The following is a 12,312-nucleotide window of genomic DNA, read 5'->3' on the forward strand; positions in this document are numbered from 1 at the left end:
CACGCGAAATCTCCAGGTGACTCAGGGGGGTGACAGGCGGCCGCGCCGAAGCGCGGCCGCCTGGTGAGGGGGCGTGCGTCACTGGATGTTGGAGCGCCTGATCACGTCGGCGCTGCCGTCGCCGTTGTTGTCGGAGTTGGTGGAGCCGAACCAGATGGCGCTGGCGTTCGGCACCTTCTCCACCGCGCGGAGCCGGCCGTACGTCCCGTTGAAGTAGGAGTTGACCGTCGAGACGTTCTCGCCGTTGAGCACGATGCGCCACAACCGCTGGCCGCGCAGCGCCGCCATGAACACGGTGTTGTTCACGATGGCGATGCCGCTCGGCGACGCCTCCGAGACGCTCCACGTGTACTTGGGGTTGGTCATGCCGGAGGTGCTGCAGGTGCCCTCACAGGTGGGCCAGCCGTAGTTCTTGCCCGGCTGGATCAGGTTGAGCTCGTCCCGGGAGGAGTTGCCCAGCTCCGACTCCCACAGCCGCCCGGCCGAGTCCCACGCGATGCCCTGCGGGTTGCGGTGGCCGTAGCTGTAGACGCGGGTGTTGAACGGGTTGCCCGGCGCGGCGGCGCCCGTCTTGGTGATGCGCAGGATCTTGCCGTTGAGCGAGCTGAGGTCCTGCGCGTTGCTGCTGGCCTGCGCGTCGCCGGCGGTGACGTACAGGTAGCCGTCGGGGCCGAACCTGATGCGGCCGCCGTTGTGGTAGCGGTTCTTGTCGATCATGCCCTGCAGGATCGCGCTGTAGCCGCTGAGCGTGGTGCCGTTGAAGTTCATCTTCGCGACCCGGTTGCCCTCGGAGGCGGTGTGCATGAAGAACACCTCCTGGTCGGTCGTGCCGTTCCAGGTGGGCGAGAAGTCGAGGCCCATCAGGCCGCCCTCGCCGTCGGTGGTCACGACGTTGGGCACGGTGCCGACCTGCGTCTTGGTGCCCGACGGGGTGATCTTGAACACCTTGAACGAGTCCCGCTCGGTGACCAGCGCGTACGAGCCGTCGGGCGCCCAGGAGATGTCCCAGGGGATGTCCCAGCCGCCGGCGATCGTGGTCGGCGTCTGCGGCACGGTGCCGCAGCTACCGGTCGTGAACGACGCCGACGCCGTGCTCGGGGTGGAGAGCTGGTTGGCCGTGTCACGCGCGACGACGTCGAGCGTGTAGGTGTGCGCGCACTCCAGCGGCACGCTGGTGGTGGTCGCGGGCGGCGTACCGGTGACCGTCTGCAGCACGGTGCCGGTGGCGTGGTCGCGGACCAGGTAGGCGCGCACGCCGTTGTCGTCGGTCGAGGCGGTCCAGGTCGCGGTCGCCGAGGTGGGCTGCACACCGGTCACCGTGGGCTGGCCGGGCTGCGACGGCGGGTTGTCCGCGGGCGCGGGCAGCGTGCGGCAGTTCGCCTCAGGGCTGCTCAGTGACACGTTCCCGGACGCGTCCCGGGCGAAGACCGAGATCTGGTACGGGAAGTCGGAGTTCAGCCCCGTCACCGTGTACGGCGGAGCCGGCGCGGTGGCGATCTGCGTGCCCTGATGGAAGATGTCGTACGCCACGACGCCGACGTTGTCGGTCGAGGTCGGCCAGTCCAGCCGGATGCTGTTGTAGGTGATGTCACTGCAGACCGGCTGACCCGGGGCGGTCGGCTTCTCGGTGTCACCGGGGCCGCTGACGCGCAGCCGGTCGAGGTTCGGCCCGCCGTTCGCGGTGGTCCCGGTGGCTCTGATCGTGTTGCCGCCGGCGGCCAGCGTGGCGTTGACGCTGATCTCCTGCCAGGTGGTCCACGCCCCGGTGCCGGGGAAGGACTGGCTGGCCACGACGGACGTGCCGTTGACCGAGACGCTCATCGGCCGGTCGGTGGTCGTGCCGTTGGCGAAGCGGAACGTCAGGGTCTGCGGCCCGGCACTGGCGGCGCTCACCGCGAACTCGACGTAGGAGCCGGCCACGTTGTCGTAGTTGACGAAGCCGGAGCCGGTGTAGCCGGCGTGGTTGGACTCCACGACGCCCTGCGAGATCGTCGCGCTCTCCGCCTGGTAGTCGGTGAAGTTGGTGGAGGCGACCTCGGCCTCCAGGTAGTCCCAGTTCGGGTTCCCGCCCGCGCCGCTGGCGGTGGCCTTGATCGTGTTGTTGCCCGCGACGACCGGCGCGGTCAGCGTGACCGTCGCCCAGGTGTCCCAGTTCGTGGTGGCGTTGAACGCCCGGGCCGCGGCGACGACGGTGCCGTTGACCGAGATGTCGCTCGGCCGGTTGGCGCTGGTGCCGTTGGCATAGCGGAAGGCCAGCGTGGCGGTGCCCGCGCTGGGCGCGTTGATCGTCCATTCGACCGAGGATCCGGCGACGTTGTCGCCGTTGACGAAACCGGTGCCGGAGTAGCCGGTGTGGTTCGACTCCACGACACCTTGCGAGATCGTGGCGTTCTCCGCCTCGTATCGGGTGGGCGCCGCGGCGGCCGGAGGGGCCACGACCGTCAGCGCCCCGGCGAAGAGCGCGAGGACACCGGCGAGGACGCGGTACCTGCGTAAGTTCATGGATTCAACTCCTGCGGGGGGTGGTATCTCGGGCGAGAGATTGGAGCTTTTCATCGTGTTCCCACAAATAGTCACAACCGTCAACAGATTCTCGATCTTGGAACGATCCAATCTTTAGGAAACTTTCCTAACGCCACTCTGTTTCCGATCAGGCAAAGATCGGATGTCATCGAGCCTGGACAGGCGGATATTCCGGATGTTTGGCTATGGATCAGGCGAAAGGTTGGATCTGTCGATCGGCCCCAATCGGCGGCACTCCCCGCATCAGGAGCGGTCGAGCGATATCACAGGTCAGAAGCACACAGGTGAGACATAGGATGTCTTACCTGTGTGCTCACCAGCGTCAGGAGAGTCGCGTGCCCCTCAGAAACCGACATCGAGTCATCGCCATAGTGGCCCTCGGTGCCCTGCTGGTCCAGCCCGTACCCGCGGCCGTCGCCGCGACCACCCTCCACGAAGCCGAGACCGCCACCATCTCGCAGGGCGTCGTGGAGTCCAACCATGCCGGGTTCACCGGCACCGGCTTCGTCAACTATGACAACGTGGCGGGCTCGTCGGTCGAATGGACGACCGACTCGCCCCAGGCCCGCCAAGTGCGGCTGGTCCTCCGGTACGCCAACGGCACCACCGCCGACCGGCCGATGAGCATCACGCTCAACGGCACGACCATCGCGGCGAACCTGTCCTTCCCGGGCACCGGGGCGTGGACCACCTGGCGGACGGTGACGCTGCAGGCCTCGCTGGTCGCCGGCCCGAACACCGTCAAGGCCACCGCCACGACCGCCAACGGCGGCCCGAACGTCGACTCCCTCACCGTCGACGACGGCACCTCGACCGGGACCGACTGGTCCAAGGCCGTCATCGACTCCACGATGGCCCGCTTCACCCCCAGCTCGCTGGGCGGCTGGAGCTACCCGCAGGGCTTGTACCTGTGGGGGCAGTATCTCGTCTGGCAGCGTACCGGTGACGCCCGCTACCTGCAGTACATCAAGGACTGGGCTGACCGGTTCGTGGACAGCTCGGGCAACATCTCCAACAGCTTCGGCAACCTCGACAGCATGCAGGCAGGCAATGTCCTGCTGGCCCTGTTCAAAGAGACGGGCCAGGCCCGCTACCGGACCGCCGCCACCAAGATCCGGAACCGGCTGAACACCTACCCGCGCACCTCCGACGGCGGCTGGTGGCACTCCACCTCCGACTCGCGACAGGGCCAGCTCTGGGGCGACGGCGTCTACATGGCCGATCCGTTCCTGGCCCGCTACGGCGCCTGGGTCGCGGGCGACACCTTCACCAGCGCCGAGCCGGCCAAGCAGATCGAGGTCTACCACAGTCACCTGCGCCGCACCTCGGGCACGGCGGCCGGCCTGCTCTACCACGCCTACGACGAACCCGGCGGGCTGACCGCCTCCTGGGTGAAGCCGTCGCTGGGCAACACGAACGGGATCTCGTGGTGCCGGGCCATGGGCTGGTTCGGCATGGCCACGATCGACATCCTCGACCTCATCCCCGCCGACCACCCGCGCCGGGCCGCGTTGATCAACATCGTGCGCGACCTGGTGCCCGCCTACGCCCGCTGGCAGGACCCGGCGACCGGACGGTGGTTCCAGGTGGTCACCGAGACGACGAACTCGGCCAACTGGACCGAGACGTCCTGCTCGGCGATGTACACGTACACGATCTCGAAGGCGGTCGAGCGCGGTTATGTGGATGCCTCCTACCGCGCCAACGCCGACCGGGGCTACCAGGGGGTGCTGAACAAGATCTCACTCGGCTCGGACGGGCGGACGAACCTCGTGGACGTCAGCGAGGGCACGAACGCGAGCGACTCGCTGAGCTACTACTTCAACCGAGGACGGCCGGTGAACGACTTCCACGGCCTGGGCGCCTTCTTGATCATGAACGAGCAGATGATGCGCGTCGGCCCCGGCAGCTGACCTCGCGGCTCCGCCTGGGGCCGGTCCCGAGGTCGTCGGGTCGATCGGCTGAACCACGCGTCCGAGGCGTTCAGCGTAAGGAGGCGTTCAGCGTAAGAAGGTGATGCGCTCCGCTGTCTCGATCATCTGCTGTGCGAGGTTGCCCGAGGTGAAGTCCGGCCGGTTGATCCGAAGCTGCGAGGCCATGGCCGAGACCAGGTCGCCGACGGGCAGTGTGCGCCGGGGCCCCAGCGGGAGCGTCACCGGTGTGCCGCCGGAGCCTCGCAGGGTTCTGGTGAAGGTTCTGCCGTCGGAGAGACCGACGGCGAAGTGCTGCGACTCGGGCGCCTGGTGGAGATCCAGCCGGGCGAGCACGCCTTCGAAGAGGCAGAGCAGGATGTTGGGGGTGAGCCGCTCGGATCTCAGGAGCGGGAGCCGCGACTGCCCCTGCGCGTCGGCGTAGGCGTCGATGAGCAGCCCGGGATAGCCGGAGACGAGGTCTGAGCGGATCAGCGCGCCCGTCGTCCGCGGGTAGCGCAGCTCCAGCGGATAGGAGGCGTCGAGGTCGGCATCGGCCGCGGTCAGCCGGCCGATGCTCCAGGCGCCGTCGACCAGATACCGCACCCACTGCTGGTCCAGCCCGAAGAAGCGGATCGTCTCGACGGGCAGCAGGCGTTCATCGGGGATCAGATAGCCCAGGGGAACGCCCTGGAGCCGGCTGAGCTCACCCAGCCAGTCGAGCGCGGACTCGGGGACGGTGTCGTCGATCTCGACGACGGCCAGGGGGTAGCCGTCCGGCTCACGCGCCGCCCGTTTGAGATTCCGGTCCCGGCGGCGTCGCCACTGGTAGAGGGTCGCCGCCGTGTCGGGACTGCGCAGGGTGAGCAGCCGCCCCAGTTGCCAGGCCGCGGCGTAGCCGACGTCGAACATGCCGATCTCGGGGTGGAAGCGGAGCAGGGCGTCGGCGGTGTGGACGGGCTCGACGGGCCCCTGGTCCACCGGCCCGGTCGTCAGCGGGCCCCGGTACCAGGCGATGCTGCGCGCTCCATGCCGCATCCGGTGCCGAGCGGGCACGAAGCCCTCCCGCAGGAACTCGCCCCCCGGCGACTCGGCGGTGGAGGGAAGCCGGAAGTCCCCCGGGTCCTCGGCGAGGCGGCCCGCCATCCGCCCGAACGTGTAGGCGTCGTCCACGCAGGCGAACCGCCAGCTGGCGAGGGTGACGAGGCGGACGGCAGCGGCCTGGCCGTAGTCGAACACCGGCGTCCGCGCGCCCTCGGGAACGTGGAACCGTCCCTCCAGGGAAACGAGGTGGACGGTGGTGGAGACGCCCGGCGCGGGCAGGCGAGCGGCTACGACGACCGCGGTGTCGGGGCCGTCGCCGCTGCGCACGTGCGCCAGGTAGCGAAGATCGTCGTAGGCGGGGAGAAGGTCCGCGAGCAGGGCCTTGGGGACATCGATGACGGTCACCGGGTCGGTGGGCGACTGGTGCGATTCTCGCTGTACGGCGGGCAGGTCGGCGAGGGTGACCACCGTCGGTTGCGGGCGCTCGTCGTCGGAGAACACCAGCAGCGCCAGCCAGGGCGGTGGCTGGCTGCCGGGGCCGCCGGGGTCGCGCTCCCACGGCAGCGTGGGCCGGTTGAGCACGATGTGCGGCAGTGCGGTGCTGTGCTCGCCGAGGCTGCCGTCGGGTGGGAACACCTGCTTGACGGCCGAGGGCGCCAGCGTGAACCGCTCCCCGGCGATCGTGAAATCGCCGGTGGCGGCGAAGGTGTCCGACGTGGAGCCGATGATCACCTTTTGCTCGACGGCGATGTGGTAGGCGCCGCTCTTCAGCGCCGGCCGCCGGTAGCCGATGAAGGTGATTTGCGGAATTTCGTCCGTCTTGGTCTCAGACATACTCGGCCACCTGCGGAATCTCGTGGAAGTGAGAGGTACGGAAGGCGCGCAGATCGATCTCCGCTCCGCCTGCCAGGGCCTCGGCGACGGCCGCGCGGGCGGCGGAAACCTGGGCGTCGGCGATGCTGCCGTTGATCGCTTCGGCTCGTTGGTCGGCTGAGCCGGACGCCGGGGTGAACGGCGGAGGGGTCACCAGGTCGATCGCGTCCCGCACGTCGGACAGTGAGCCGGCCGCCTGGAGCTCCGTCCGGTTCAAGGACGGCGGGTCGGCGGGCTCGGCCGCCGCGTGCGGGCGGATCTCGTAGCCGGTGAGCAGGCCGGGCACCAGGCTGGGGTCGCCGGTCGAGGGGGTGATCTTGGTGCCCCACAGGGCGAAGGGCAGGTTCTTGCGGATCGGCGTGTAGACGAACTGGCCGTCGACGGGCCCGCCGTCCCTGGTGATGGTGATGTTGTGGGTGGTCGTGACCGTGCCGGCACCGTGGCCCGTGGGGCCGACGCCGAAGCCGGTGGCCGCCTCGTCGGTTGCCAGCGGCTCGCCCTGCGGCCCGGACAGCCCCTTCGTGCTGGGGATGACCGAGTCGGTGACGATCACGAGTCCGGCGGGATCGGCGACCCCGAGGTTCGCACCGGTCCCGGCGGAGTCTCCGGACGTCTGCCGGGTGTCGCTCCTGAGGGAGAGCGTGACGATCTCGCCGGGCAGCATCGCCGCGCGGAACTGATCCCAGGACAGCGCAGCCGGCTTGCTCTTCTTGCCGCTTCCGAAGGAGATCGTGAAGGTGACCACGCTGAGGTGGATGGTGGCGGTCCCGGCGAAGTCCGGGCCCCAGATGTGCACATCGGTGCCCACGTGGGCGTTGACGGTGTGTTTTCCGAAGAAGGAGTAGGTGTAGGTGACGCCCACGCCCACGTGTATGGAGGCCTCGTAGTGGTACGGCTGCCAGCCGATGAGGAAGTCCATCGAGGCGTCGAACCAGGCGTGCAGCGACCCGTCGTGGTATGTCGCGTTGAGGCTGCCACCGGCCATGAGCGCGGCCGGGGTGAGGGCGTAGTACGCCGTCCCCGAGAGCGCGAACTGCTTGGTCACCTGCCAGGAGAAGCTCAGCCGGGGCACGACCGGGTAGTGCGTGGGAACGGGGAAGTGCGGATGGTATCCGCCGGCCGTCAGCACGAAGTCGCCGTCGTGCTCCCCGGCGAACCAGGTGGAGAAGGCGAACCCGCCGGCCAGGTGGCAGTCGCGGGACAGCAGGAACGAGTTCCGGGTCAGCTGGGCGGACGCGCTGAGGTAGCCGTCGTCGGGCACGAAGGTCGCCCGCAGCGCGAGTTGCACCTCCGCGATGGGGGTCTTCCCGGCCGCCGGTGCGGTGCCCGGGACGGGGGCTGGCAGGACAAGCGTGGACAGACCCAGCAGGTCCACCTCGAACCGGCGCCCGAACGCGGCCGTGACCAGCACGAACGAGTCGATCATCTGGAACGAGGTGAAGTGTATTCCGACGGTGAGGAAGCTGTCGCCGAGCGAGGGCGGCAGGTGGTCCGCCAGTTGCTTCAGCTCGTCCGCCAGAGTCGCCGCGGGCGGTGCCCCGACGGCTTCGGCGACGAGCGGGAATGTGGCGATGGCGTCGAGCGGCGGCGGGAGCAGTTTCCTGTTGTAGCCGAACCCGGCCGCCAGGCCCCTCACGAAGAAGAACGGCGGCCCGCCGATCGGCTGGTCCAGGTAGGCGTAGACGAACAGCGACGGGCCCTTGGCGACGTGGTCGGGAAGCTGGGCGTAGGAGCCGATCGCGGCGAGGCCGAACTCCTCGGTCTTGATCTGCGCGCCCCCGCCGTAGGAGAGGCAGGTCGTCCCCTTGTACTGGATCTCGCCTTTGAGGAAGGCGCCGTCGATCCGGACCGGGCCGGAGGTGTAGGACAGTCCCAGCCCGGCCAGGTCGAACGACGGCTCGGCGGCCGGGTCGGACATCGGCAGCCCGGCCTCCAGGCCGTCCAGCGAGAGCGTCAGGCCGGCCGCGGTGATCGCGGCATCGAGCAGCACCGCCAGTCTTGGGTCGTCACCTTGCCGGTAGGCCAGGCCGACCCGTTCGATCTGCACCGGCCCGACCCCTCGGTGGATTTTGACCCACTTCACGTTGTCGCCGGTCTGCGCCTGCGCCGGGTCGGGCGCCGATACGGCCGGCTCCGCATCCGTGGTGGCCGCCGCCGATGGGGTGGCGGTGTCCGCCACGGGCAGGGCGAGCGGCTGGCGGAGGGGACCCAGCCTGAGCTCGCCGTCGATCGCGAAGCCCGCGGCGGTGTCGCGCTCGGGCATCGGGCTGATCGGCTCGGGCTCCGTCGGGCTGTTCGGCTTGAGGAGCATCGCGTTGAGCGCCTTCACCTGGGCCGCGGTCATCGGGGCCGAGGCCGCCGTGATCCGCAGCGGCGACACCCCCATGAGGGTCTCACCCGTGAAGTGGTCGCCGACCAGGGGCAGGTGACGCAGATCGACGGCGGCGTCGATCTCGACCCCGAACAGGTATGCCGTGACGGGCGCGGCGCCGTCGCCGGTGGTCTCGTCGAGGGCGAAGGTGGCGTCGTCGATGTCGACGGTGACTCCCTCGGGGACATACTGTGCCGCCTGCGGCGAGAACGCCGCGACCAGGCTCTGGACGCCGGGCACCGGATCCGGGTCCGCGTGGGAATACGTGGCCGTGAACCGTTTCGCGGCGGGGTCTTCGGCGAAGTGGGCACCGAGGCGCAGGTCCAGGACGTCACCGTCGACGGGCACGGCCACCTCGAGCCGCCCGTCGAAGGTCGTCGTGTAGGCCGCGCCGTGCGGAACGACCTCGATGTCCGTGACGAGTCTCAGCGGAACCTCGCTGATCGTCATGTCACCCGCGCAGGTGAAGGCGAACTTACCGCTGGTGGTCTGGTAGCTGAGCTTGAGGTCGTGCAGCGCGAGGGTGTCGAGGGCCATGGGAATCTTGTCGGCTTTGAACAGGTCCTCCAGCGCCTTGACCAGATCGCCGACATCGAGCGCGGAACCGGGAAGGGTGCTGCCTTCGAAGGTCCATCCCCCCGCTGAGTCGTACTCCGCCAGAAGGGACAGGGCGATCGAGTCGCCGAGCCGGACCTCACCCCCGATCGTGGCTTCGGCTCCGCCGGCCGCCGAGTAGGAGACGGTGACGCCCAACTCGGTGAGTTCCATCGGCCCCAGCCGCCATACGCCGTCGACGACGAAACCGACCAGGTAGGAGCCGTCGGCCGGTTGCGCGGAGAACCTGGCGGCCGAGATCGTCAGCTCCTTGGGAATGCCCTCGGTCGGCAGGTCGAATTCCCGCAGAACTTCGGTGAGCGCCGCCGATCCCTCGTACGAGCCGTGCACCTCGAATGCGGGGAACTGCGCCACCACGTCGAATTCGAGCCCGGCGATGCTCAGCAGACTGTCGACGTGAAGGTAGTCGAGCGCGTACAGCTCTATGTCGAAACCGGCCTCGACCGCTTTGATGGCGGCGTCGAAGTACTCCGAACTCAGTCCGATCGATCCGAAAGCCGAGGTCACATCGGAGGTGATGTCCGGGCAGGCCCACGCCGCCAGTTCGGCCAGTCCCGGGAACGCGGTGTCGCCGGCAGGCGTGAGGGATGCGTACCAGTGCGCCCCGGGCTGCATGCCGATGCCGACGTCCATCGGCGTGTCTCCCACGCCGACATGACCGAGCAGGAGCATCGAGAAGGAGACGCCGGAAGTCTGTGCCCGGACCCCGATTCCGTTGAGTTCGAGCACCGAGGGGATGATCGGCCACCGCACGGACGGAAGCTCCACGGCGAAGGTGAGATACGTCTCCAGGTCCTTGCCCGGATAGAACAGGATGTCCAGGCCGCCGGCGAGCACCTTCGCGGCCTTGGTCATAGGGTCCAGCAGGTCCGGCGGGATGGCGAACGGAGAGTTCCCGCTCGGATCGTGCAGCATGAGCAACTCGTTCGGTGACAGCCCTGTCTCGTCGGCGGCCAGGGTGAGTCGCCACCCACCGGTGTCCCCTTCCCGGTGTGAGACGAGGGTGACCGGAGCGCTGACCGCATGCTTGAGTTGCGCGGTCCCGGTCGCGGTGGCGGAGACGGACGGGACCGCTCCGTCGACCAGCGTCACCACGATGTCGTCCACCGTGGTCTGGAGACCGGCGATTCCGGCGACGGGCCACAGCTCACCCGACTTTCCGGCGATCGTCAGCGTCGAGCCTTGCAGCGTGACGCCGTCGATTCCCGGCGAAACGAGAATTCGCTGGTTCGGTGTCGTGCCGAGGAAATCGCGGAGCTCTGTGGGCAGTTCGGTGTCCGCGGCCGTGAGCGCGATTGGATCCGTCAGCCCGTCCAGGTATTGCTTGAGCCGCTGCAGGTCCATGATTCTCTCACCTTGTCAGAAGGATATACGATCGGTTTTTTGCCCAGGATGATTTGGGACTCGATACACGACTTCGAACCATCTCCGCTTCCCGGAAGATCTGTCCTGACCAATCGTGAGCACGATGTCACCCCACTTGGTATGGGCTGACTTGATCCTGTTGTCGCCGCAGACCCGTGATTTGTTCTGCGCAGCGAACTGGTTCGCCACCCATTTACTGCTTGTCGGGATGTGATCCCTCTTGTAACGGCAGTTTGTCAAGTAGAAACGTTCGATGCTGTAACAGCCGTCCAGCAGATCCACCACGGGCTGGTCGGGATGCTGGTAACCATGCTCCCCGCAGGAGATGAATGCGACCGCCGGAGACATGGAAGAGAGGAAATCACCGCTCGTCGAGGTTTTGGAGCCGTGATGCCCGCATTTGAAGGACGCGATCCGATGGGGAATCTTATAGGTTCCTCCTGCCGAGTTGGGCAGTCCATGTTCTTGCAGCGCCGTCGCCACCAGATCGGCCCCTTCAGAGGGGAGGTCACCGCCGGCGTAGTGGAGGAAATCGTTGAAGCGGACGACGAGTCCGACGCTCGTTTCGTTTCTGTCAAACGAGTAGTCGAAATGCTTTGGCTTCCTGGGGCCCTGCCATACGTACTGGGAGGCGGCCAGGATGAAGACCGCCGGAGCGTCCTCCGGGGCTGTCTTCGCCGTCGGTCCGGCATTCCAGAGAACCTCTGTGCCCAGCCTGCCCAAGGCGGCGGTGCGCCTGCGGTTGATGTCGGGGGCCTGAACCGTGGCATCGCCCAGCTGCACTTTCCCCTCGACCGCCATTACGTATTTCTGTGGCTGGCCGGTGGGACCGGTGTCGATGACGTGGGTGTTGGCGTAGTTCCCATCGGTGTCGAACTGGGCGGCATCGCAGAACTGCTTCACACCTTTGTACAGCCGGCCGAGGATATTCGTCCGGATCAACCCTACTCTTGCTTCCCTCATTTCTTTGCCGCCATACCCTGCGATCGCGTCCGCCGCGGCTATCCCGGCTGCGTCCACCACGGCCGAGGTCCGCCCTCTACCCAAGTTCAATTGGGGGTTGAGATTGTTTATGCTTGCGCGAGACAATCCCGCGTAGACGTCCTCTGCCGCCGCCCTGCCGGCCTCCGCCGCCTCCTTGTCGACGATCACGTTCTCTGGAATGAGAAAGGCTTCTTCCATGAGAAGTTCGACGATGTCAGAGAACTTCTTGCCGTTGGCGGGATAGATGCCCCGGCATGCACCCATCGCGCCGCTTGCGCCGGCCGCGATGTGCTCCATTCGGACTCTACCCGTCTCGGCGCAGAGCAGCGTCGCTCTGGCGATTGTGTCGGCGATGCGATGGAGGTTGTCGGCGACCAGCAGGGCGAGCACACCCTCGTGGTGATCTGCGTCGTAGTGGCTGACCACCATGTGGTCGAGTGGTTCGTTGTCAAGAACTTCTTGGATCTTCTCGTGCACCCTCCTCGCACAATTGCTCTTGCCTCCGTCGATCAGCATCGAACGCCGGGTTTCGTCGGAGCTGTTGTACGCGTGTATGATCGAGCTTTCTCCCTGACCCACGTCGATGGTGCAGATATCTAATTTCCACGGCATCGGCTTCTCGATTCT

At 67.6% G+C, this 12,312-nt stretch carries 5 protein-coding genes; 1 reads left to right on the forward strand and 4 read right to left on the reverse strand.

Features of this window, described 5'->3' with window-relative positions; translation table 11 throughout:
• Positions 1 to 78: 78 nt before the first annotated feature.
• Positions 79 to 2,502 (reverse strand): PQQ-dependent sugar dehydrogenase, encoded by a 2,424-nt coding sequence (locus KME78_RS46645; RefSeq protein WP_219536405.1) that lies wholly within the window; start codon positions 2,500 to 2,502, stop codon positions 79 to 81.
• Between the two features lie 356 nt (positions 2,503 to 2,858).
• On the opposite strand from KME78_RS46645, the gene KME78_RS46650 reads away from it, so the two are divergent.
• Positions 2,859 to 4,436, forward strand: a complete 1,578-nt coding sequence (locus KME78_RS46650; RefSeq protein ID WP_219536406.1) for a glycoside hydrolase family 88 protein — start codon at positions 2,859 to 2,861, stop codon at positions 4,434 to 4,436.
• Between the two features lie 87 nt (positions 4,437 to 4,523).
• Here the strand turns inward: KME78_RS46650 and KME78_RS46655 are convergent, their stop codons facing one another.
• From KME78_RS46655 to KME78_RS46665, 3 genes are read right to left on the reverse strand one after another with little or no spacing between them, the layout of a single operon-like run.
• Positions 4,524 to 6,311 (reverse strand): hypothetical protein, encoded by a 1,788-nt coding sequence (locus KME78_RS46655; protein WP_219536407.1) that lies wholly within the window; start codon positions 6,309 to 6,311, stop codon positions 4,524 to 4,526.
• The gene (locus tag KME78_RS46660; RefSeq protein WP_219536408.1) at positions 6,304 to 10,680 is read right to left on the reverse strand and encodes a DUF6603 domain-containing protein; all 4,377 of its coding nucleotides are present in this window, start codon (positions 10,678 to 10,680) and stop codon (positions 6,304 to 6,306) included. The genes KME78_RS46655 and KME78_RS46660 overlap by 8 nt, the downstream gene beginning before the upstream one ends.
• Positions 10,681 to 10,695: 15 nt before the next feature.
• Positions 10,696 to 12,297 (reverse strand): ComEC/Rec2 family competence protein, encoded by a 1,602-nt coding sequence (locus KME78_RS46665; RefSeq protein ID WP_219536409.1) that lies wholly within the window; start codon positions 12,295 to 12,297, stop codon positions 10,696 to 10,698.
• Positions 12,298 to 12,312 lie beyond the last annotated feature (15 nt).

This window comes from Nonomuraea guangzhouensis (genome assembly GCF_019396345.1).
Classification (GTDB): Bacteria; Actinomycetota; Actinomycetes; order Streptosporangiales; family Streptosporangiaceae; genus Nonomuraea; species Nonomuraea guangzhouensis.

What these genes read in the sequence shown, in the direction of transcription:
- KME78_RS46645 (WP_219536405.1), bottom strand. Translation starts at nt 2,502, where the DNA reads ATGAACTTACGCAGGTACCGCGTCCTCGCCGGTGTCCTCGCGCTCTTC.
- KME78_RS46655 (WP_219536407.1), bottom strand. Translation starts at nt 6,311, where the DNA reads ATGTCTGAGACCAAGACGGACGAAATTCCGCAAATCACCTTCATCGGC.
- KME78_RS46660 (WP_219536408.1), bottom strand. Translation starts at nt 10,680, where the DNA reads ATGGACCTGCAGCGGCTCAAGCAATACCTGGACGGGCTGACGGATCCA.
- KME78_RS46665 (WP_219536409.1), bottom strand. Translation starts at nt 12,297, where the DNA reads ATGCCGTGGAAATTAGATATCTGCACCATCGACGTGGGTCAGGGAGAA.